The organism is Streptomyces sp. TRM64462 (assembly GCF_013362995.1).
Taxonomy (GTDB): Bacteria; Actinomycetota; Actinomycetes; order Streptomycetales; family Streptomycetaceae; genus Streptomyces.
The window spans coordinates 1-22,833 of record NZ_JABWDV010000403.1 but is presented as its reverse complement, the minus strand read 5'-3'; the positions used below and the strand labels follow the sequence as shown (position 1 = coordinate 22,833).

The window sequence follows — 22,833 nt, the reverse complement described above, 5'->3', positions numbered from 1 at the left end:
TCGGGCCGCACAGGCAGCAGCCCCGGGACCGGCGCAGAGGTCCCGGGGCCGGTCGGAGCCGACGGGTGCGTCAGACCCGCCGCAGAACCGCCACAACCTTGCCGAGGATCGTTGCCTCGTCGCCAGGGATCGGCTGATAGGCGGCATTGTGCGGAAGCAGCCACACATGGCCGTCCTCCCGCTTGAAGCGCTTGACCGTGGCCTCGCCGTCCAGCATGGCGGCGACGATGTCGCCGTTCTCCGCGACCGGCTGACGGCGCACGGTGACCCAGTCGCCGTCGCAGATCGCGGCCTCGATCATCGAGTCGCCGACGACCTTCAGCACGAAGAGTTCGCCGTCACCGACCAGCTGGCGGGGGAGCGGGAAGACGTCCTCGACGGACTCCTCGGCCAGGATCGGCCCACCGGCGGCGATCCGGCCGACCAGGGGCACATAGGAGGCGGCCGGCTTGCCGGAGGTGTCGGTGGGCTGCGCGCTGGGCTGGTCCGACCCGCGCACCTCGTACGCGCGCGGCCGGTGCGGGTCGCGGCGGAGGAAGCCCTTCCGCTCCAGTGCCATCAGCTGATGCGCCACGGATGAGGTGCTGGAGAGCCCGACGGCCTGGCCGATCTCGCGCATCGACGGTGGGTAGCCCCGGCGCTGCACGGAGTCGCGGATCACCTCGATGACGCGCCGCTGCCGGTCGGTGAGGCCCGAGCTGTCGGCCCGGATGCCGGGAGGTCGCCCGGGCAGGGAGCGCGTGGGCTTGGGGGGCTCCGGGGTCGCGGTCCCGTCGTTCACGTTCTTCACGTTCATGGCATGCACCGGGTCGAATCGGCCCTGGGAGCGGTCCTGGGCGGTGATGGTGGCACTGTCTGCTGTGGTGGTCACGTCGGCCCCTCTCGAATGGTCTCCCTGGCTGGCACAACGGTAGTTGCTTTCGAAAGGTTGCGCCAAACACACGTTCGAGTGAAAAATCAAGAATTGGCTTACGTGTGCGTGTGCCGAGGTGTATGTGCGACCTTTCGGCGCGGTGGCGATTCGGGCCATGACGGTAACGTTCCCCGCCGTGCCGCCCGCCGCCGGGGTCGGCCGGGCCGGCGCTTCCCCGACGCGAAACGCAGTCTTTCATCCGGTGCCCCGGAATTCGTGGAGCGGGGCCGTGCCGTAGGCTCATGGCCGCCCGCGGGGGCCTCTCGCGGCCGGAGAGCCGCGACACGCGCCGTAGCGGCGAATGACAGGCCGGACCCCACATGTAGTGGTTCGATGTGTCCCGCCACCCACAAGTTGTGGTCCCCCGGTCTGCCGGGGGTGCGTCGATCGCCTATGCTTGTGGCTGCTTCGAGGGGCTCAAGGGCCTGTCGAGGCAGTTCAGTCGTGCTGTGAAGGAGGGATGGGAACCATGCACTGCCCCTTCTGCAGGCACCCCGACAGCCGCGTCGTCGACAGTCGCACCACCGACGACGGGACGTCCATCAGACGCCGCCGCCAGTGCCCCGACTGCTCCCGCCGGTTCACCACGGTGGAGACCTGCTCGCTCATGGTCGTGAAGCGGAGCGGCGTGACCGAGCCGTTCAGCCGGACCAAGGTCATCAACGGAGTGCGCAAGGCCTGCCAGGGGCGGCCCGTCACCGAGGACGCCCTCGCCCAGCTCGGCCAGCGGGTCGAGGAGGCGGTGCGGGCCACCGGCAGCGCCGAGCTCACCACGCACGACGTCGGCCTGGCCATACTCGGCCCGCTCCAGGAACTCGACCTGGTGGCGTATCTGCGGTTCGCGTCCGTGTACCGGGCGTTCGACACGCTTGAGGACTTCGAGGCCGCCATCGCGGAGCTGCGCGAGCGGCGGCCCCCCGTGGAGGAGCGCGGTACCGGTGCGACCCCCGAGGTCCCGGTGCCCGCGGGTGCCGCCGACTGACCGGCTGCCGACCGGGCTGACCGGGCTGACCGGCCAGTCCGGCGACCGGCCGTCGCGACGGCCACATCGACTTGTCCCGGGTGCCGCTAGCGGCGTCCATGACAACAGACAGAGACCGTGCCTTGGGAAGATCTGGGCACATCAGGGTGTTTTTGCCCGTATATGGGAGGCGGCATGACAGAGACGACGAGCGGCCCGGCACGAGGGTCCCGCGCCAAGGGAGCCAAGGCGAGCAAGGGCCTGCGTATCGAGCGCATCCACACCACTCCCGGTGTGCATCCCTACGACGAGGTCGTCTGGGAGCGCCGTGACGTCGTCATGACCAACTGGCGCGACGGCTCGGTCAACTTCGAGCAGCGTGGCGTCGAGTTCCCCGACTTCTGGTCGGTGAACGCGGTCAACATCGTCACCAGCAAGTACTTCCGGGGTGCCGTCGGCACGCCGCAGCGCGAGACGGGCCTGAAGCAGCTCATCGACCGCATCGTGAAGACGTACCGGAAGGCCGGCGAGGACCACCACTACTTCGCCTCGCCCGCCGACGCCGAGATCTTCGAGCACGAGCTCGCCTACGCCCTCCTGCACCAGATCTTCAGCTTCAACTCGCCGGTGTGGTTCAACGTCGGCACGCCGCAGCCCCAGCAGGTCTCGGCCTGCTTCATCCTGTCCGTCGACGACTCCATGGAGTCGATCCTCGACTGGTACAAGGAAGAGGGCATGATCTTCAAGGGCGGCTCGGGCGCCGGCCTGAACCTCTCCCGTATCCGCTCCTCCAAGGAACTGCTCTCCTCCGGCGGCAACGCCTCCGGCCCGGTCTCCTTCATGCGCGGCGCCGACGCCTCCGCCGGAACGATCAAGTCCGGTGGCGCCACCCGCCGCGCCGCCAAGATGGTCATCCTCGACGTCGACCACCCCGACATCGAGGACTTCATCGAGACCAAGGTCAAGGAGGAGGAGAAGATCCGCGCCCTCCGCGACGCGGGCTTCGACATGGACCTGGGCGGCGACGACATCACGTCCGTCCAGTACCAGAACGCCAACAACTCCGTCCGCGTGAACGACGAGTTCATGAAGGCCGTGGAGTCCGGCGGGAAGTTCGGCCTGCGCGCCCGGATGACCGGTGAGGTCATCGAGGAGGTCGACGCCAAGGCGCTCTTCCGCAAGATGGCCGAGGCCGCCTGGGCCTGCGCCGACCCGGGCATCCAGTACGACGACACCATCAACCACTGGCACACCTGCCCCGAGTCCGGCCGTATCAACGGCTCGAACCCGTGCAGCGAGTACATGCACCTGGACAACACCTCGTGCAACCTGGCCTCGCTGAACCTGATGAAGTTCCTCAAGGACGACGGCAAGGGCAACCAGTCCTTCGACGTCGAGCGCTTCTCCAAGGTCGTCGAGCTGGTCATCACCGCGATGGACATCTCGATCTGCTTCGCGGACTTCCCGACGCAGAAGATCGGCGAGAACACCCGCGCCTTCCGCCAGCTGGGCATCGGCTACGCCAACCTCGGCGCCCTCCTGATGGCCACGGGCCACGCGTACGACTCCGACGGCGGCCGCGCCCTGGCCGGCGCCATCACCTCGCTGATGACCGGCGCCTCGTACCGCCGCTCCGCCGAGCTGGCCGCCGTCGTCGGCCCGTACGACGGCTTCGCGCGCAACGCCGAGGCGCACAAGCGCGTCATGAAGCAGCACGCCGACGCCAACACCGCCGCCGTCCGCATGGACGACCTGGACACCCCGATCTGGGCCGCCGCCACGGAGGCCTGGCAGGACGTGGTCCGCCTCGGCGAGAAGAACGGCTTCCGCAACTCCCAGGCGTCCGTCATCGCCCCGACCGGCACCATCGGTCTCGCGATGTCCTGCGACACCACCGGCCTGGAGCCCGACCTCGCGCTGGTCAAGTTCAAGAAGCTGGTCGGCGGCGGCTCCATGCAGATCGTCAACGGCACGGTCCCGCAGGCTCTGCGCCGCCTGGGCTACCAGGAGGAGCAGATCGAGGCGATCGTCGCCCACATCGCCGAGCACGGCAATGTGATCGACGCCCCGGGCCTCAAGCACGAGCACTACGAGGTCTTCGACTGCGCCATGGGTGAGCGCTCCATCTCCGCGATGGGCCACGTCCGCATGATGGCCGCCATCCAGCCGTGGATCTCCGGCGCCCTCTCCAAGACGGTCAACCTCCCGGAGACCGCCACCGTCGAGGACGTCGAAGAGGTCTACTTCGAGGCCTGGAAGATGGGCGTCAAGGCGCTCGCCATCTACCGCGACAACTGCAAGGTCGGCCAGCCCCTCTCCGCCAAGAAGAAGGAGGAGGAGAAGAAGGCCGAGCCCGAGACCGCCGTCGCGCCCGCCAAGGTCGAGAAGGTCGTCGAGTACCGCCCGGTCCGCAAGCGCCTCCCGAAGGGCCGCCCCGGCATCACCACCTCCTTCACCGTCGGCGGCGCCGAGGGCTACATGACCGCCAACTCCTACCCGGACGACGGTCTCGGCGAGGTCTTCCTGAAGATGTCCAAGCAGGGCTCGACCCTCGCGGGCATGATGGACGCCTTCTCCATCGCCGTCTCCGTCGGCCTCCAGTACGGCGTGCCCCTGGAGACGTACGTCTCGAAGTTCACCAACATGCGCTTCGAGCCGGCCGGTATGACGGACGACCCGGACGTGCGGATGGCGCAGTCGATCGTCGACTACATCTTCCGCCGCCTCGCGCTGGACTTCCTGCCGTTCGAGACCCGCTCGGCGCTCGGCATCCACTCGGCCGAGGAGCGCCAGCGCCACCTGGAGACCGGTTCGTACGAGCCGTCCGACGACGAGGTCGACGTCGAGGGCCTCGCCCAGTCGGCCCCGCGCCAGCAGGAGGCCCCCAAGCCCGCCGCCCCCAAGGCGGAGGTCCCGGCTCCCAAGGAGGCCCACACCTCCGCGGAGCTGGTCGAGATGCAGCTCGGCATCCAGGCGGACGCCCCGCTCTGCTTCTCCTGCGGCACGAAGATGCAGCGCGCCGGCTCCTGCTACATCTGCGAGGGCTGCGGCTCCACCAGCGGCTGCAGCTGACGCCGATCTGACGCCGATCTGACGACGTGATCCCTGGGAGGGGGTGCCGGCCCCGGCGGCCGGCACCCCCTCCTCCGGCGTTTCCGGGTCCCTGGGCCTTGGGCGTCGCGGACCTTGCTTGACGTGGTCATGTAAGTGATGTTGTGTCATGCCTTCCTGATCATGACGTGGCGGTCGAAGCCGCCCGTGAGGCTCAGAGGTGTGACCTATGAGAAGTGGCAGACCCACCGAGGCGAGACCGGGTCGCGGTGTCCGGCGAAGAAGGCGGCCCTGGGTGACCGCGCTCGCGCTGTCCCTGATGGTTCCGGTCGGGCTGGCGCCGACCGCCGACGCCGCGGGACGCGGGCTGGGCCGGCCCGACGTACCGGACCAGCGGGTGAGCAAGGTCAAGGAGGTGTCCGGGCCCGGCGCGACCGCGGCGCGGGCGCACGTCGCCAAGGAGAGCGCGGCCAACGCGGCCCTGGCGGTCCGGGCCACCGCCGAGCGCCGCGCCGACTGGCCGCGGGCAGGACGGGGCACCGTGCCGCTGACGTCCGGCAAGGCGGGTACCGCCACGGTGAGCGGGCTTCCCGTGACCGTCACGCCGGACACCCGGCGACAGCGCGCGACCGCCGGCGCCCAGGCCACCCGCCAGGCCTCCCCGGCGGGTGGCTCGGCCGAGGTGACGGTCCTCGACCAGAAGGCCGCGGAACGCCTCGGCCTCACCGGCGTGCTGCTGACCGTCGCCGCCGAACAGCCGGGCGCGGCCGAGGTGCGCGTCGGCTACGGCCCCGTCGCCGCGGCCGTCGGCGGCGGATGGGCCCAGCGCCTCCGGCTCGTACAGCTTCCCGCCTGCGCCCTGACCACGCCCCGGAAGGCGGAGTGCCGCCGTCAGACGCCCGTGGCGACACGGAACGACCTCGCGAGCCGCACCGTCTCCGCCAGGGGCGACCTGCCCCAGGCGGACAGCGGGATGTCGGCCCAGCTGGCCGCCGGGTCGACGGTCCTGGCGATGACCGCGTCGGGCGCCGGCCAGCAGTCCCCTCCGGGGCCGGTGACTACTCCGCCACACCGCTCTCCGAGTCCTTCTCCTGGGAGGCGGGCGGCAGTTCGGGATCGTTCACCTGGTCCTACGACTTCCCGATGCCGCCGGCCGCCGCCGACCCGACGCCCGTGCTGTCCCTGGGCTACGACTCGGGCAGCGTCGACGGCCGGACCGCCACGACCAACAACCAGTCCACCTCGGTGGGCGAGGGCTTCACGCTGAGCGAGTCCTACATCCAGCGCACCTACGGCAGTTGCAGCGACGACGGACACAGCGACTCCGACGACCAGTGCTGGAAGTACGACAACGCCACCCTGGTGCTCCTCAACGGCAAGTCCTCCAGGCTCGTCAAGAACAGCTCCACCGGCCGCTGGCACCTGGAAGGGGACGACGCCTCCCGGGTGACCCGCTCCACCGGAGCCGTCAACGGCGACGACAACGGTGAGTACTGGACGGTCGTGACCGGCGACGGCACGAAGTACGTCTTCGGCCTGGACAAGCTGCCGGGAGCCGTCGACCAGCGCACCCACTCCGTCTGGACGGTGCCGGTCTTCGGCGACGACTCCGGCGAGCCCGGATACTCCGCCGGCACCGCCTTCTCCGGCCGCTCCCTCACCCAGGCCTGGCGCTGGAACCTCGACCACGTCGAGGACCTGCACGGCAACGCCGCGACCTACTGGTACGCCAAGGAGACGAACCACTACAAGAAGAACGGCGCCACCACGGCCGACACCGCCTACACCCGTGGCGGGTACCTCAAGGAGATCAGGTACGGACTCCGCAAGGGCGCGCTGTTCACCGACGACGCCGACGCGAAGGTCACCTTCTCGTACGCGGAGCGCTGCACGGCCGCCGACTGCACCAGCCTCACCAAGGAGACGGCGCAGAACTGGCCCGACGTGCCCTTCGACGCCCTCTGCGCCAAGGACTCCAGCGAGTGCCACTCCACCTCGCCGACCTTCTTCACCCGCAAGCGGCTGACCGGCGTCAGCACCTTCTCCTGGGACGCGGCGGCGGCATCCCACACACCGGTGGACTCCTGGGCTTTCGGCCAGCAGTACCTGGACGGCGGTGACATCGGCGACTCCAGCGACCAGGTGCTCACCCTCACGTCGATCACCCATACCGGCAAGTCCGGCACCGCCATCGCCCTGAAGCCCGTCTCCTTCACCTACCAGATGCGCCCCAACCGCGTCGACGGCACCGACGACATCCTGCCGCTGACGCGCCCCCGCCTCTCCACCGTCACCTCGGAGACCGGAGCCATCACCACGGTCACCCTGTCCGCACCGGAGTGCACGCGCACACAGGTCACCGGCGCCGCCGAGGACACCAACACGCGCAACTGCTACCCGCAGTACTGGAACATCAACGGAGCGAGCGAGGCGTCCGTCGACTGGTTCCACAAGTACCGTGTGCTCGCCGTGGTCGTCTCCGACCCCGCGGGGCAGAACGACGCCGTCGAGCACGCCTACGAGTACGCGGGCGCGGGCTGGCGCTACAGCGACAACCCGTTCACACCGAAGGACGAGCGCACCTGGTCCGATTGGCGCGGCTACCGGACCGTGACCGTCCACACCGGCCACAACGAAGGCACCCGCTCCAAGACGGTGTCCCTCTACATGCAGGGCCTCGACGGCGACCGGAAGAAGGACGGCACGACCCGTTCCGTCTCCGTCACGCCGCTGGCGAGCCCCGCGCTGGGCATCGCCGCGATACCCGACAGCGACCAGTACTCGGGCCAACTCCGCGAGCAGGTCACGTACAACGGCACCACCGCGGTCAACGCGACCGTGAACGAGCCCCTGGTCCAAGGAGACCGCCCGGCAACCGGCACCCGACGCCGGCGACCACGTGGCCCGCTTCGTCCGCGTGGCCGCGAGCGACGCGTACACCTACCTGACCGCCTCCGGCACCTGGCGCGCCTCCGGCACCTCCAGCTCCTTCGACTCCTACGGCATGGCCTCCTCCGTGACCGACCACGGCGACCTGGCGAAGCCCGGGGACGAGACCTGCACGCGCACCTGGTACGCGCGCAACGACGCCATCGGGCTGACCACGCCGGTCTCACGGACCCGTGTCGTCGCGAAGAACTGCGGCGTCTCCGACACCGAGCTCAGCCTGCCCGCGGACGCGAAGACCCGCGGGGACGTGCTCTCCGACACGGCGACCGTCTACGACTCCCCGACGGCGACCGGCTGGAGCGCACTGCAGACACCGACCAAGGGCGAGGCCACCTGGACCGGCCGCGCCGCCGGCTACCCCGCGACCGCGGACGCCGACGGCCGGCGCCACCCCAGCCGGTGGATCACCACGATCAGCACCACCTACGACACCCTGGGGCGGCCCCTCACCATCACCGACGCCGGAGGGAACGTCTCCACCACGGCCTACACCCCGGCCGACGCGGGACCCCTCACCAGGACGATCGCCACCGACGCCAAGGGCTTCCGGACCGTCACCTTCCTGGACCCGCGCCGGGGCCAGCCGCTGCGCACCTACGACCCCAACCTGAAGAAGACGGAGCTCGCGTACGACGCCCTGGGGCGCCTGACGGCCGTGTGGCTGCCCAACCGGAGCCGGGGCGGCGGCCAGGCCGCGTCCAGGACCTTCTCGTACCAGCTCAGCAACACCCAGCCGTCGGCCGTCGCCGCCTCGACCCTGAAGGCGGACGGCACCACCTACAACACCACCTACACGATCTACGACGCGCTGCTGCGCGAGCTGCAGACCCAGTCCCCGACCCCGCAGGGCGGCAGGCTGCTGACCGACACGCGCTACGACTCACGCGGCAACGCCTACGAGACGTTCCGCGACATCTTCGACACCACCAGCACGCCCAACGGCACGTACACGCGCGCCGAGTACGGCGAGGCACCCAACCAGACCGAGACCGTCTTCGACGGGGCCGGCCGCCCCGTCTCCAGCACGCTGCTGGTGTACGGCGTCAAGAAGTGGACGACGACCACCACGTACACCGGCGACTCCACCGCCGTCACCGCCGTACAGGGCGGTTCGGCCAGGCGGACCATCACCGACGCGCGCGGCCGGACCGTCGAGACGCGGGACTACGCGTCGACCACGCCCGCCGACGCCCAGTACGGCGGCGGCCTGGGGAACCCGTACGCCTCCATGAAGTACGACCACACCCCGGACGGCAAGCCGCTGACGACCACCGGTCCCGACGGCGCCAGGTGGACGTACACGTACGACCTGCTCGGCCGCCTCGTCGGGGTCGACGACCCGGACAAGGGCGCCGCGACGACCGTGTACAACGACCTCGACCAGATCGTCGAGGCCAAGGACGCGCGAGGCGCACGGATCCTGACCGCGTACGACGAGCTCGGGCGCGTCACCGGCAGCTGGTCCGGCACCCGGACCGACGCCGACCAGCTCACGGAGCACACCTACGACACGCTCCTGAAGGGCAAGCCGACCAGCTCCACCCGCTACGTGGGAGGCAGGGCCGGCAAGGCCTACACCAGGACGGTGACCGCCTAAGACAGCCTGTCCCGGGCCACCGGCACCCGGCTCGGCCTCCCGGCCGACGACCCGCTGGTGCTCGCGGGCGTGCCGTCGGAGATCGAGTTCTCCAGCTACCACAACGTCGACGGAACGCTCCAGAACACCAGTGAGCCGGCGCTGGGCGGCCTGGGCGCCGAGATCGTCCAGTACCGCTACAAGGGCACCGGCCAGCTCTCGTCCATCACCGGCAGCACCGGCTACCTCCTGGAGACCGACCACTCCGCGCTCGGCCAGGCCCAGCAGCTCGTCCTGGGAACGGCGAACACCGAGGCGCACAAGAAGATCTACGTCACGCAGACCTACGAGGAGGGCACCGGCCGGCTCACCCGCAGCCATGTCACGTCCCAGAGCCACGGCTACATGCTCCAGGACGTGAACTACGGCTTCGACCAGGCCGGCAACGTCACCCGGATCGCCGACCCCACCACCCTGGGCGGAACGAGCAGCGCCGAGACCCAGTGCTTCACGTACGACGGCCAGCGCCGCCTGACCGAGGCGTGGACCCCGTCGTCGCAGAACTGCGCCGATCCGCGCAGCGCGACCGCGCTGTCCGGCCCGGCCCCGTACTGGACCGGCTACACGTACAACTCCGGCGGCCAGCGCACCAGCGAGACACGGCACACGGCCACCGGCGACGTCCGGACCGCCTACTGCTACACCGGCGCCCAGCCGCACGTCCTGACCGCCACGAGCACCTCGACCTGCGACCAGCCGAACCGCACCTACGCGTACGACGCGTCGGGCAACACCCGCAGCCGCCCCGGTGACCGGGGACAGCAGGACCTCCAGTGGTCCCCGGAGGGCAAGCTCGCCAAGGTCACCGAGGAAGGGACGGCGACCGACTACCTCTACGACGCCGACAGCAACCTGCTCATCCGCGCCACCGCGAGCGGCGAGCGCGTCCTCTACGCCGGGGCCACGGAGGTGCACCTCAGGGCCGACGGCACCGTGTGGGCCCAGCGCACCTACGGCTCGGGCGACGTCACCGTCGCCGTCCGGACGAACCGGAGCGGCAGCGAGAAGCTCCACTACCTGGTGGCGGACCACCACGGCTCGCAGTCCCTCGCCATCGCCGCCGACACCCACGCGTTCGTCAAGCGGCGGCTGACGGTGTTCGGCGCCGAGCGCGGTGCGCCCACGGGCGGCGCCTGGCCCACCGACAAGGGCTTCCTCGGCAAGACCGGCGACGCGACGACCGGGCTCACCCACATCGGTGCGCGTGAGTACGATCCGGGCATCGGCCAGTTCATCAGCGTCGACCCGGTCCTGGATCCGGACCGGCCGCAGACGATGAACGGGTACTCGTACGCCGGGAACAACCCCACGACGTACAGCGACCCGTCCGGCCGCATCCTCATGGAGTGCTGGACGGGCGAGATCAAGTGCGTCGGCGGGAAGCCGGTGACCTCGGGCTCCGGCTCCAGCTCCGGCTCGGGCTCCGGTGGCGGCTCCGGCACGTCCGGGTCGGCCACCAAGCCGACCGGGAGCAGCCCCGTCTCCGGGCACTACACGGAGGGGGCGCCGCAGGAGCCGCGCATCGCGTACACCAGCTCCTTCCCCTACGACCCGGGCGCCGAGCCCACGTGGGAGGACCGGCTGTCCTGGATGAAGTGGCAGGCCAAGAAGGCTGGCGCGTTCTGGTGCAGCCTGATCAACTCCTGCGACGTGACCGGCGACCACGACGCGGACCTGGGTGACGCCCAGGAGCTGTACCACCACTACATCGGTGGGACCGGGCTCGACATGGAGCTCGACTACGAGAAGGCCTACGCGCAGGACGGGCAGATCCGGGGAGCGGTGAACGCCGAGATCGAGGAGGCCCAGCGATGGGCCGAGATGATCCAGGAGGCCAACGGCAAGAAGTCGTTCAACATGACCGGCCAGGCCGTCAACGTCGGAGGCCAGGAACAGGGCAACTACCCGGAGACCGAGAACTGGCAGAAGGCGATCGGTGAGCACAAGATCTGGGGCAGTGCGTCGGTCGAGGCCAGCGGCGACACCTTCACCATGAGGATCACCGTCCACGCCAAGGACCGTTACGACTTCAACAAGGGGATGAACGACGTAAAGACCGGCATCGACGACGCGGAGAACGGCCGTTGGGAGACCCTGGGCTGGGCCAAGCCCTTCATCACCCGGGGTACTGTCACGCGGACGGTCACCTGGACGCGTGGTGACATCCTGGGGTCCTCGAACATGTCCGGAGGTGGAGGGCGATGATGAGCCGCCGACACAGCAGGGCGGCCGGGAGCGCGCCGACCATGCCGGCCGCACGGGCCATGCCGGCCGCACGGACCGTCTCGGCCGTACGGACCATGCCGGCCGTCCCGGCCGTGCTCGCCGCGCTCACGGTGCTGCTCACCGCGTCCTGCGGCGCCGACACCAAGGCCGCCGACGGTGCCGGGACGGACACGCGGGCCGGCGGAGCCGCGAGCGGCAAGCCCGCGGGCACGTGCGAGCTGAGCGGATCGACGGAGCAGATCACCGCGCGGTTCTCCATGCTGGGCGAAGTGGTGAGCACACAGTGGTGCGCGATCGACCTCACCCAGGACTCCGGACGCGTCCCGGGGCCGAGCGACATTCGTCTGGTCGGCTACTTCGACACCACGGCCGCGGACATGAAGGCTCTCCTCGGCCGGAGCGACTGGACGTTCAAGCAGGTGCCGCTGCCCGAACTGCCCGAGCCCGTCGTACGGGCGGCCGGCGTGACGTCCTCGTCGACGTCCGCCTGGGTGACCAGCGCCGAACTGGAGAAGACCGTGACGCGTGAGGTCTACTCCGGGTCCTTCTACGTCGACGAGAAGGCGAACCGCATCGTCTTCGACACGGTCAATCCCGTGAAGGCCGACGCGAAGGTCGAGTACTACTGATCAGGCAGTGCCGGAACAGCGCGTCGCCCCGCCGGATCCCTCCGGCGGGGCGACGCGTCTCAGACGCACACGTCAGTGCTGCAAGGCGCCCATCAGACGGGCGAAGGACTCCGGGTCGGCGTCGAAGCCGCGGACGTCGCGCCGGTACGTCCAGGTGCTCGCACCCTCACGCGTGAACTCGACGAGGGTCGCCGCCGTGGCGTCCCGTACGGCGGTGAAGTCGTCGTCGAACAGCTCCCGGTAGCCCTCCTTGACGGCCACGCCGGTGCCGGCGACATCGCCGAACGTGACGCGGCCGCCGCCCTGCTGTATCGCGATGCCCACCACTACGCGCGCGTAGGCCGGGGAAAGGCGGTTCAGCTCCAGCGTCATGGACTCGTCGACACCGAAGCCCTGCCCCGTACGGCTGTCCCGGTTGAGCGTGATCGTGCCGTCCGGCGAACGGCTGTCGAAGTGCACCAGGTAGACCGGGTCGCCGTACGGGTCCGACTCGGGATACACCGCCGCGATGATGTCGAGGTCGTGGGCCGGCCCGTCTCCCCTGCTCGGGTCCCACTTGAGTGTGACCTCGACCTTGGCCACTCCCTTGTTGAGCGTGCTCAAAGGATCCCCCTCTCTGCGCCACTGGTACGGAGGGCCAACTTCCCTTCGCACCCGCCTCCTTGTCCATGGTGTCACGGAGCGTCAGTGAGGAACGCGCCGCGAGGCCCGCTGTGCGGAATCGAGGCGTGCCTACGGGGGCTTGCGCGGGCGCTTCCGGGGCCGTCGGGCGCCGGCCCGTACACCCGGCGGTACGGAACCGGTTTCCCGCAGCCAGGACCGCTCGGGGCCCGGCGCCGTACGATGGCGCGGTGCTGGTCAAGTGGATTCGCTGCACCGTCGTGGACCGCCGGGGGTTCGAACGGGGGCAGCGGAAATGGGCGGGGCTCCTGGGCGAGCCCGGTTTCCGGGGGCAGGGCGGCGGGTGGAGCCGGCTGCGCCCCGGTGTGGCCCATGTCTTCTCCTTCTGGGAGAGCCGGCCCTTCTACGACTCGTTCATGGCGAGGTCGCACGGCCGGCTCGCCGCCGCGCAGTCCGGCACGTACAAGGACGCGCAGGTCAAGCTGTTCGACCACCGCTTCGACGTGAAGACGGGGTTCGAGCCGCGCTTCACGGACGCCGACGTCGTGCGCGTCGCGCACAGCCGGATCCGCGAGGACCGGGTCGACCACTACGCACTCATGCAGGAGAAGGTCTGGAACCCGGCGATGGCCGGATCCCCCGGCATGGTGCGGGGGCTCTTCGGGGAGGCGCCGGGGAACGAGTTCGTCGTGCTCTCCATGTGGCAGTCCGCCGCCGAGCACGGCAAGTACCGGGCCGAGCGGGTGGAACGGCTCGCACTCCGCGCCCAGCTCGCCGCGGACGTCGAGGCCCTGACCGGTGACGTCGTGGACCTTGAGGCGGTCTGGACGGTGTGAGGGCGGTTTCAAGCGCCTGTGCCTGTCCCTCTAGGCGCCCGGAACCGCGCGCCAGTCCGCGCCCGTGCGTGGCGCCCGTCCGCGCCCGTCCGCGCGCCAGGCACTGCGTGCCACCTCTACGCGCGCGTGCCGCCGCCTTCCCTTCACTGAACCGGGGCCGTGTCCGCCTCACCGGATAGAGTGGCAGGGCGATGACCGCTGACTTCTCTTCCGACCGGCGCTTCGAACGCGCCCTGGCCAGCCTGCGGGGGCTGGCCGTGGGGGACGCGCTGGGCTCCCAGTTCTTCGTACCCGACAACTATCCCCTGCTGAAGCGGCGCGAGCTGCCGCCCGGCCTCTGGCAGTGGACCGACGACACCGAGATGGCCTGCTCCGTGCTGGCCGTGCTCGCCGAGCACGGCCGCGTCGACCAGGACGCCCTCGCCCGCTCCTTCGCCGAGCACCACGACTTCGACCGCGGCTACGGACCGGCCGTCAACCGCATGCTGCGCCTGATCCGGGAAGGCGGCGACTGGCGGGAGCTGGCCGCCGGACTCTTCCAGGGCCAGGGCTCCTGGGGCAACGGCGCCGCCATGCGGATCGCCCCGCTGGGCGCCTGGTACGCCGACGACCCGGAGCAGGCCACGCATCAGGCCGAGATCTCCTCGTACACCACGCACCAGCACCGTGAGGCGGTGGTCGGCTGCATGGCCGTGGCCGCCGCGGCGGCGCTCGCGGCGGCCCCCGGGGGTCCGCCGAAGGCCACGGACTTCCTGGACGGAGTGATCGCCCTCGTGCCGCGCAGCGCCGTCGGCGCCGGCCTGCGGCGGGCGCGCGACATGCTCGACTACGGCGACACACAGACCGTGGCCGCCGTCCTCGGCTGCGGCAGGCGCACGAGCGCCCATGACACGGTGCCGTTCGCTCTGTGGTCGGCAGCGCGGTCGCTGGGCGACTACGAGCAGGCCTTCTGGGTGACCGCCCAGGCCGGCGGTGACGTCGACACGACCTGCGCCATCGTCGGGGGTGTCGTCGCGGCCACGGCGGCCGGAGCGCCGCCTTCCGCCTGGCTGGCGCGGACCGAGGAGCTGCCCGGGTGGCTGCCGTCCGGGCCGTCCAGCTGAACTGTCCGCCTTCCAGGACTGTTGCGTTGCTTGACACTTCACGCACCGGGCTGGCCTGGGAGGCTGGTCTGGCAGGCTGTCGGGCGGGCTGTCCGGCGGGTGCGGAAGCGGACCTAGGGCGGACATAGGATGGGAGCAGTGCGGCGGTGGTGAGCACTGTCCCGCCGCCGTCGCGACTTCTCGTATGCCCGGTCGGGCGGGCCGTCTCCGAGTGTGGCGCGGCACAGAATGCCAATCCGGGTGTTGCGGGAGGGGACCGGCCGCGTAACCTGTCAGGCGCCATGCCGTACGAACCACCCACCCACACCGTCGAGCGCTCGATCCGAGCGACAACCGGCGCCAAGATCATCGCCGGTGTCGACGAGGTCGGACGCGGGGCGTGGGCAGGTCCCGTCACGGTCTGCGCCGCCGTCACAGGACTGCGCCGGCCGCCGACCGGACTGACCGACTCCAAGCTCCTCACTCCCAAGCGCCGCGGTGAACTGGCCGCGGAGCTCGAGAAGTGGGTCACGGCCCACGCGCTGGGGCACGCCTCGGCGGAGGAGATCGACCAGCTCGGTATGACCGCCGCGCTGCGGCTGGCCGCCGTACGGGCGCTGGACGCCCTTCCGGTGCGGCCGGACGCGGTGATCCTCGATGGCAAGCACGACTACCTCGGGGACCCCTGGCAGGTCCGTACGGTGATCAAGGGTGACCAGTCGTGTGTCGCGGTGGCGGCCGCCTCCGTGATCGCCAAGGTGCGGCGGGACGCGATGATGGCCGAACTGGAGGCGCATTCCGACGTGTGCGCGCCCTTCGCGTTCGCCGACAACGCCGGCTACCCGTCGCCCGTGCACAAGGCGGCGCTCGTGGAGTGGGGTCCCACTCCGTATCACCGCGTGTCCTGGGCGTACATGGACGCGCTGCCCCGGTGGCGGCACCTCAGGAAGGTCCGGGTCTCCCCGGACGCCGACGCACTGGAAAGCGGGGGCCAGCTCGGCTTCGACTTCTGACCCTCCGCCAGGTCGCGGTGGCCGCCGAGCCGCTGGGACCGCACGCACAAGCGACCCGCCGATGCCTCGCGCAGCGGCGTTTGATACATATGCATTTATGCCTCTCATCCCCGAGGAGCCTCAGATTCACGAGAGTGCCCAGGGTCCCCGCGCCACGCCGGCCGCAGGCCGTCCCGCGCCGACCCCCCGTCCCGTACCCGGCCCGCGTTCCGCGGCCTCGCCCCGTCCCGGCAGCCCCGGCCCCGGCCCCGCCAGGCCCACGCCGTCCGCGCCGCGCCCGCAGGCCGCGGCCGGGCAGCAGCCGAAGCCGCAGCCCCAGCCGCAGGCCCAGCAGTCGCCACGGCAGGAGAATCGTTCCGCGTCGGAGCGGGCCCAGCCGCAGATCCAGCTGATCCCCGCCCCGGCGAAGGGTGCACTCGACGCCGCCGAGGAGGCGATCGACCTCCTGCTGGAGAGCGGCCGCGCTCCCGGCGACATCCTCGTGTTCACCACCGGCGAGCAGCACCCTTGGGCGACGCACGAGCTGTCCTTCGGTGAAACGTCCTACTGGGCGCAGCACGACGCCCGCGACGACGTGTTCTTCGCGGACGCGGCCACCGTGGAGCGCGCCTCGACGCGCCCCGTGGTGGTGGTCGCGCTCAACGGCGGCGACGACGCCACGGCCGTCCGTGCCCTGCCCGCAGCCATGAACCGCGCCGGTGCGCTGCTGATCGTCTGCGGCGACCCGCAGCGGATCAACGCCGTGCTCGGCACGGCTGTCTGACGTACGGCCTCTGACGTACGCCCGTCTGACGTACGGGCTCAGCGTGCCGCCGGTGCGCCGCAGCGGATCAGCGTGCCGCCGTGCGCCGCAGCGGCTCGGCGGCGCCGCTGGCCCTGCGGGGCGCCGGGTGGTCCTCCGTCGCGGCGTCCGCCAGGTCGACCGGGGGCGAGGCCGAGTGGGGGCTCCGCCCGCCGCGGCCCTCACCCAGCACCTGCCAGCCCCCGCGCGTCAGCGTGATGTACGCACCGCAGCGCAGGCCGTGGAGGGTGCAGGCGTCCCGCAGCCCCCACATCCACGCCCCGTCCTCCTCCGTCCAGCGCTCGTCGCCGTCACGGCAGTAGAGCAGCACAGCGGTACGTACCGGGGTGCGGCGCCGCAGATCGTGCGGAACGACGCGGCGCAGATGGGCCAGCAGCGCGTTGCGGAACTCCCAGCCGTCCGCCGCGACCGGCCGGGGTGTGAACGACGCGCTGGCGGCGAGCCGTTCCTCGTGGTCGAGTACGGCGACGACCGCCGTCGCGGGCCTCGGCCGGTGGCGGGCGTGCAGACCTGTCACGAGGTCACGGGGATTGCGCAGCAAGGGAATTCCGGCCGCTGACCACTCGGCCGGCTCCAGAACGCGGGCGAGACGGCTGGCGGAAGCGGCTGGTGCGGTGAACGAAGTGGCTGCGGACGGAGCGAATCCGAAGGTCACGGTCCTCCCTTCGCATACGCGCCCACAGAGCGGGCAGGGTCGGGTGCGGGCGCACCGCGACACAGCCCTTCAGGACCGCGAACGGCCGTGCTGCGGGGGCGGAATCCAATTCTTGCGGGCGGTGCGGGCGGGCGGCAACGAGCAATTGGGGCCGCTGACGGGAATGCGGCGGTATGACACCCAATTCCCGGCCGCACGAATTCCGTTTTTCAGCCGCCTCAACCGGCCTCAACCCGCTTTGACGCGCTTCAGCCCGCCACGGCCAGGACCAGCGGAAACACCCCCTCGGCTCCGGCCCGGCGCAGCAGCCGCGCCGCCACCGCGAGCGTCCAGCCGCTGTCCGCGTAGTCGTCGACCAGCAGGACGGGGCCGCCCAGCGACGCCATCCGCCCGGCGACGTCCGGCGGCACCTCCAGGGCCCGGTGCAGCCCGGACAGCCGCTGCGCGCTGTTGGTCCGTGAGATCCGGATGTCTTCGGCCTCCGGTACGTACGCGAGGGAGCCCAGCAGCGGCATCCGGCCCACCTCGGCGATCCGGGCACCCAGCGAACCCACCAGCTGCGGACGGCCGCGCGACGGCAGCGTGACGACCCCCGCGGGGCGCGGCGGCGCCTCCGGACCGCCGGACGCCCAGCCGCCGGGCCCCCTGGCCCAGTCGGCCAGGACGCGCACCACCGCGTCCAGCACATCGTCCGGAACCTGCCCGTCCGGTGCCCGTTCCGCCAGCATCGGCCGCAGCCTGTTGCCCCAGCCGATGTCGGACAGCCGCCCCAGGGCACGACCCGGGAACGCCTGCTCCCCGGCGGGGATACGCCCCTTCAGGTCGATGCCCACGGCCGCGAGCCCCGTCGGCCACATCCGGCGCGGCTCCACCTCCACGCCCGGCCTGTTCAGCTCACCCCTGGCCGTGTCCAGCGTGGACGCCGACACCTTCGCGTCGAAACGCGGCCCGGCGCAGTTGTCGCAGCGGCCGCACGGCGCCGCCTCCTCGTCGTCCAGCTGCCGCCGCAGGAACTCCATGCGGCAGCCGCCGGCCGCCACGTAGTCCCGCATCGCCTGCTGCTCGGCCGCGCGCTGCCGCTCCACCCACGCGTACCGCTCCGTGTCGTACGACCAGGGGCGGCCCGTGCTGACCCAGCCGCCCTTCACACGGCGTACCGCACCGTCCACGTCGAGGACCTTGAGCATGGTCTCCAGGCGCGTGCGCCGCAGCTCGACCAGCGGCTCCAGGGCGGGCAGCGACAGGGGCCCGTCCGCGCGCGCCAGGACGTCCAGGGTGCGCCGCACCTGCTCCTCGGGCGGGAAGGCCACGGACGCGAAGTACTTCCAGATCGCCTCGTCCTCGGGGCCCGGCAGGAGCAGCACCTCGGCGTGCTCCACACCGCGGCCCGCGCGCCCCACCTGCTGGTAGTACGCGATGGGGGAGGAGGGCGATCCGAGGTGCACCACGAATCCCAGATCCGGCTTATCGAAGCCCATGCCCAGCGCGGACGTGGCGACCAGCGCCTTGACACGGTTGGCCAGCAGGTCGTCCTCGGCCTGCCGGCGGTCCGCGTTCTCCGTGCGGCCCGTGTACGAGGCGACGGCGTGTCCGCACTGGCGCAGATGCGCGGCGACCTCCTCGGCCGCCGCGACCGTCAGCGTGTAGACGATCCCGGAGCCCGGCAGCTCCTCCAGGTGATCGGCCAGCCAGGCCAGGCGGTGCGCCGCGTCCGGGAGCCGGATCACCCCGAGGCTGAGGCTCTCGCGGTCCAGCGGCCCGCGCAGCACCAGGGCGTCCGTGCCGGCCCCCGTGCCGAGCTGCTCGGCGACGTCCGCCGTCACGCGCGCGTTGGCCGTGGCGGTCGTCGCCAGGACAGGCACGCCCGGCGGCAGCTCCGCCAGCATGGTGCGCAGGCGTCGATAGTCGGGGCGGAAGTCGTGCCCCCAGTCCGAGATGCAGTGCGCCTCGTCGACCACGAGGAGTCCTGTCGCCGCGGCCAGCCGGGGAAGCACCTGATCGCGGAAGTCGGGGTTGTTGAGCCGCTCCGGGGACACGAGCAGCACGTCGACCGTGCCTGCGGCGATCTCCTCCTGGACGGCGTCCCACTCCTCCGTGTTGGACGAGTTGATGGTCCGGGCGTGGATGCCGGCTCGGGCGGCGGACTCCACCTGGTTCCGCATCAGTGCCAGGAGCGGTGAGACGATCACCGTGGGGCCGGCGCCCCGGGCCCGCAGCAGTGAGGTGGCCACGAAATACACGGCCGACTTGCCCCAGCCCGTGCGCTGCACGACCAGGGCACGTCTGCCGTGCGCGACGAGCGCCTCGATCGCCCGCCACTGATCCTCGCGCAGCCTGGCCGCGCTGGTGGCGTCACCGACGAGGCGGGCGAGTACGGCATCGGCGGACGCCCGGAGGTCTCCGTGGTTCGTGTGCTCCATGCCCACATGGAACAGCACCGCACTGACACCGGGCGAACGGACCGCCGGAAGGCGGCGTGCACGTAGCGGCCCCGCACCGCCTTTGTCGACCCCTGTGGACGGGGCAGGATCCGGCTCCCGAGCGTTTTCCACAGGGGTCGACGGGGTGCCCGGGTCCACGGGACGGTCGTGCCATGAACGAGCGCGACGACATCACCGGTCCCGACGACGCCATGCCGACGTCCCCCCGCACGCACGTGCCCCAGACCCGCACGGAGACGACCGACACGGACGACAGCACCGACACCCGCAAGGAGAGGACGGACGCGGACGACAGCACCGACACCCGCAAGGAGAGGACGGACGCGGACGACAGCACGGGCGCGTCCGGCATGACCCACCCGACATCCGCGACATCCCCGACCTGCCCCACCTACCCGAGCCACCCGACCTGTCCGACCGAACCCCCTGCCCGCGAGCGTGACCGCGACGGCGAACGCGGCCTCACCGCGATGCCGCCCGCCGGCCCCGCCGGTACTTCGGGATCCAGGGGCGGCGGTCTGCCCGACCGGTCCGCCGGGTTCGCCGATGAGCCGCAGATCACCCTGCGCTGCCCCGCGGAACTGGCCGACGCACTCCCGTACATGTTCGGGTTCCACCCGAGCGACAGCGTGGTCCTCCTCGCCCTGCACGGAGAGCGGGGCCGCTTCGGGGGCCGGCTGCGGCTGGGCATTCCCCACTCGCCACGCGAATGGGCCCCCGTCGCCGAGCAGCTCGCCGAGTGCCTGGTGGAGGGGAGCGAACGACGCGGCGCGCGACCGGACGGGATCGTCGTCTTCCTCTGCCAGGACCCGGCGGACGGCGAGGACGGCCGGCGGGTGATGGAACGGCTGCGGCCGCTCGCCCAGAAGCTGCGCACCGCGTGCGGCGCCCTCGATGTCCCCGTGTACGAGGCGCTGTGCATCTCCGGGGGCAGGTTCTGGTCGTACTGCTGCCCCGACAGCGACTGCTGCCCGCCCGAGGGCAGCGAACTCGCCCCGCCCGGTACGTCGGTGATGGCGGCGGCCGCCGCCTACGCGGGCATCCACGTGCGCGGCTCCCTGCGGGACATGGAGGCCCGCCTGAAGCCCTGGAGCACCGCGACGGCGGCCGACCAGACGCGTGCCCTGGACGCGGCGAGTGCCGCACTGGTGCACCGGATGATCGGCACGCAGGGCTGCGAGCAGGTGCGGGACGAGACGATCCGGCTGGCGGGCGCGGTCATCGACCGCCTCGGGGCGCTGCCCGCGCTCGTGGATCCGGTGGCAGCCGACGCCGCCGACGACGCGCTCATCACGCACGAGGAGGCCGCCGTACTGATCGTCGGCCTCCAGGACCGGCTCACGCGGGACCGCGCCGCCGAATGGATGGAGGGCCCCGAGGCGGAGCGCGCGCTGCGGCTCTGGCGCGCCCTGGCCCGCCGCTGCGTCGGAGCCTACAGCGAGCACGCCGCCGCACCCCTGACCCTCGCGGGCTGGGTCGCCTGGTCGACGGGCGACGAGCCCAGCGCCCGCGTGGCGCTGGGCCTCGCGCTGGAAGCGGACACCGAGTACGTGTTCGCCCGCCTCCTCCACCAGGCGTGCAACGAGCAGCTCGACCCGGAGTCCCTGCGCCAGTGCCTGCGCGCCGAACGGGAACGGCGCACGGCCGCCGCCCGGGAGGCGACCGGCACCGCGGCCCGGCCCGGCACCCGCGCGGTCGCAGCCCGTGCGACCGGCTCGCGGGGGGCCGGTCCGCGCGGTACGCGGCGGCGCCTGCGGCTGCGCCGGGTACGGCCGGCCGACGGGGCCTCAGCGGGGTCCGGTGCCGGCGCGGACGGTGCCGGGCCGAAGGTCCCGCAGGGTACGAGGCCTGGTACCGGGGCCGGTCTCGGCGGGTCGCGTGGCCGGACCGCGCGCCGGCCGCAGGTCCCGGGGCGGGGCGGTGCCGCGGACGCGGTGCGGCGTGGCGGGCCGGCGGAGACCGGTCCGGGGAGCACACGGTGAGGCCCGTGACCCGGGCCCGTGTACCGCCGTTCACGTCTGTGGCGGAGTCGCCCGACCCGTGCCGCCGTACCTCCAGCGGCTGTCCGGAGCGCACAGAAGGCTCAGCAGACGATCCATGGACTTCACCGTCCCCCCTTTCACACACCGCACAGCGGGCACCGCACCCGCTCACCCCGCAGGCATCGCACCCGCACATCCTGCGGGCACCGCCCCCGCTCACCCCGCGGGCACCGCACCGGCTCAGCCTGTCGGTGCCCGCGCCAGGCCGTCGTCAGCCGCCGGTCAGGGCCCGCCGCCGCAGTCGGCCGCCAGGACCGGTGAACTGCCGTCCCTGCACGACGCCCTGGTCTGTGTCGCCCTCCCCTGTCTGGCGATCTCGGCGGAGCACGGCCAGCTCACCGGCCAGGGACTCGAAGGCGTGTACCGGTCGGGCCGACGGCTCCTGTCCCGCTGCCGACTCCGCGTGTTCGACCGTGAGCCGATCACCCTCCAGGGCCGGATGCTGTCCGCCGACCGCGCCCGGTTCGTCGCCGCCGTCCGCACCCCCGCCGACCCCGGGCCGGACCCCGGCGTCACCGTGGAACGCTCACGGGACGCGAACGGCACCGAACGGATCACCCTGCGCAACGCGACGGGCCGCCCGCTCCGCCTCCCCGTCGAACTCGCCCTCGGCACCGACCTCGCCGCACTGGGCGCCGTCGCCGCCGGCCGGCCCGGACCGGAACTGCGGGCCACCGTCCACGGCTCCGGACTGCGCTGGTCGGCACCGGACGGAGCCGAGACCGTCGTCACCGCCGACCCCGCCCCCAAGGACGCCCTCGCCTCGGCCGGCCTGTTGCGCTGGGAGATGGCCCTCGACGCCGGGGCGGCCCGCACTGTCGAACTGCGCGTCCACACGGGGCGTGCGGTACGCCCGGCCGCCCGCAGCAGCGGCCAGAGCCTGCTGGAGGCGCGGGCCGAGGGCGACGACTCGCGCGTCGTGCGGCTGCTGGCCACGGGCCTCGACGACCTGCGGGGGCTGCTCGTCCGCGACCCG

The 22,833-nt window shown here is 71.8% G+C and carries 13 protein-coding genes and 1 pseudogene; 10 read left to right on the top strand and 4 right to left on the bottom strand.

What is annotated here, in order from left to right:
* Window positions 1–70: 70 nt before the first annotated feature.
* A complete protein-coding gene (gene lexA, locus HTZ82_RS24145; RefSeq protein ID WP_175411522.1) occupies window positions 71–871 on the bottom strand; it encodes a transcriptional repressor LexA in 801 nt (266 codons plus the stop codon).
* A 511-nt stretch (window positions 872–1,382) separates the two neighbouring features.
* Here lexA and nrdR point away from each other — a divergent pair.
* From nrdR to HTZ82_RS24125, 4 genes and pseudogenes are all read left to right on the top strand, one after another.
* The gene (nrdR, locus tag HTZ82_RS24140; protein ID WP_175411550.1) at window positions 1,383–1,895 is read left to right on the top strand and encodes a transcriptional regulator NrdR; all 513 of its coding nucleotides are present in this window, start codon (window positions 1,383–1,385) and stop codon (window positions 1,893–1,895) included.
* Between the two features lie 174 nt (window positions 1,896–2,069).
* Entirely contained in the window at window positions 2,070–4,946 is a 2,877-nt protein-coding gene (locus tag HTZ82_RS24135; RefSeq protein WP_175411521.1) for a vitamin B12-dependent ribonucleotide reductase, read from the top strand.
* Window positions 4,947–5,154: 208 nt separating this feature from the next.
* Window positions 5,155–11,028: pseudogene (locus HTZ82_RS24130) on the top strand (RHS repeat-associated core domain-containing protein); the annotation flags it as partial.
* Window positions 11,029–11,756: 728 nt separating this feature from the next.
* Window positions 11,757–12,365 (top strand): hypothetical protein, encoded by a 609-nt coding sequence (locus tag HTZ82_RS24125; RefSeq protein WP_175411520.1) that lies wholly within the window; start codon window positions 11,757–11,759, stop codon window positions 12,363–12,365.
* A gap of 72 nt (window positions 12,366–12,437) precedes the next feature.
* Here HTZ82_RS24125 and HTZ82_RS24120 read toward each other — a convergent pair whose 3' ends face one another.
* Complete coding sequence (locus HTZ82_RS24120) at window positions 12,438–12,968, bottom strand: TerD family protein (protein WP_175411519.1); 531 nt, start codon at window positions 12,966–12,968, stop codon at window positions 12,438–12,440.
* A gap of 248 nt (window positions 12,969–13,216) precedes the next feature.
* On the opposite strand from HTZ82_RS24120, the gene HTZ82_RS24115 reads away from it, so the two are divergent.
* The 4 genes from HTZ82_RS24115 to HTZ82_RS24100 all read left to right on the top strand — a co-directional run bounded on the left by HTZ82_RS24115 (window position 13,217) and on the right by HTZ82_RS24100 (window position 16,680).
* Entirely contained in the window at window positions 13,217–13,822 is a 606-nt protein-coding gene (locus HTZ82_RS24115; RefSeq protein ID WP_175411518.1) for a YdbC family protein, read from the top strand.
* A 191-nt stretch (window positions 13,823–14,013) separates the two neighbouring features.
* Window positions 14,014–14,925 carry an ADP-ribosylglycohydrolase family protein gene (locus tag HTZ82_RS24110; RefSeq protein WP_175411517.1) on the top strand — a complete coding sequence of 304 codons (912 nt, stop codon included), beginning with the start codon at window positions 14,014–14,016 and terminating at the stop codon, window positions 14,923–14,925.
* A gap of 281 nt (window positions 14,926–15,206) precedes the next feature.
* Complete coding sequence (locus HTZ82_RS24105; RefSeq protein ID WP_175411516.1) at window positions 15,207–15,917, top strand: ribonuclease HII; 711 nt, start codon at window positions 15,207–15,209, stop codon at window positions 15,915–15,917.
* Window positions 15,918–16,014: 97 nt separating this feature from the next.
* Window positions 16,015–16,680 carry a hypothetical protein gene (locus tag HTZ82_RS24100; protein WP_175411515.1) on the top strand — a complete coding sequence of 222 codons (666 nt, stop codon included), beginning with the start codon at window positions 16,015–16,017 and terminating at the stop codon, window positions 16,678–16,680.
* A gap of 67 nt (window positions 16,681–16,747) precedes the next feature.
* Here the strand turns inward: HTZ82_RS24100 and HTZ82_RS24095 are convergent, their stop codons facing one another.
* Window positions 16,748–17,374 (bottom strand): hypothetical protein, encoded by a 627-nt coding sequence (locus HTZ82_RS24095; RefSeq protein WP_175411514.1) that lies wholly within the window; start codon window positions 17,372–17,374, stop codon window positions 16,748–16,750.
* Between the two features lie 248 nt (window positions 17,375–17,622).
* Complete coding sequence (locus HTZ82_RS24090; protein WP_175411513.1) at window positions 17,623–19,794, bottom strand: RecQ family ATP-dependent DNA helicase; 2,172 nt, start codon at window positions 19,792–19,794, stop codon at window positions 17,623–17,625.
* Between the two features lie 491 nt (window positions 19,795–20,285).
* On the opposite strand from HTZ82_RS24090, the gene HTZ82_RS24085 reads away from it, so the two are divergent.
* Together HTZ82_RS24085 and HTZ82_RS24080 are read left to right on the top strand one after the other, a co-directional pair.
* Window positions 20,286–21,797, top strand: coding sequence for a DUF4192 domain-containing protein (locus HTZ82_RS24085; RefSeq protein ID WP_175411549.1), 1,512 nt, complete (start codon window positions 20,286–20,288; stop codon window positions 21,795–21,797).
* A 115-nt stretch (window positions 21,798–21,912) separates the two neighbouring features.
* On the top strand, window positions 21,913–22,833 hold a 921-nt coding region (locus HTZ82_RS24080; protein WP_302852268.1), incomplete at its 3' end, for a glycogen debranching N-terminal domain-containing protein.

Coding starts and splice junctions, on each gene's coding strand:
- nrdR (WP_175411550.1), top strand. CDS start 1,383: ATGCACTGCCCCTTCTGCAGGCACCCCGACAGCCGCGTCGTCGACAGT.
- HTZ82_RS24135 (WP_175411521.1), top strand. CDS start 2,070: ATGACAGAGACGACGAGCGGCCCGGCACGAGGGTCCCGCGCCAAGGGA.
- HTZ82_RS24125 (WP_175411520.1), top strand. CDS start 11,757: ATGCCGGCCGCACGGGCCATGCCGGCCGCACGGACCGTCTCGGCCGTA.
- HTZ82_RS24110 (WP_175411517.1), top strand. CDS start 14,014: ATGACCGCTGACTTCTCTTCCGACCGGCGCTTCGAACGCGCCCTGGCC.
- HTZ82_RS24105 (WP_175411516.1), top strand. CDS start 15,207: ATGCCGTACGAACCACCCACCCACACCGTCGAGCGCTCGATCCGAGCG.
- HTZ82_RS24100 (WP_175411515.1), top strand. CDS start 16,015: ATGCCTCTCATCCCCGAGGAGCCTCAGATTCACGAGAGTGCCCAGGGT.
- HTZ82_RS24090 (WP_175411513.1), bottom strand. CDS start 19,794: ATGGAGCACACGAACCACGGAGACCTCCGGGCGTCCGCCGATGCCGTA.
- HTZ82_RS24085 (WP_175411549.1), top strand. CDS start 20,286: ATGCCGCCCGCCGGCCCCGCCGGTACTTCGGGATCCAGGGGCGGCGGT.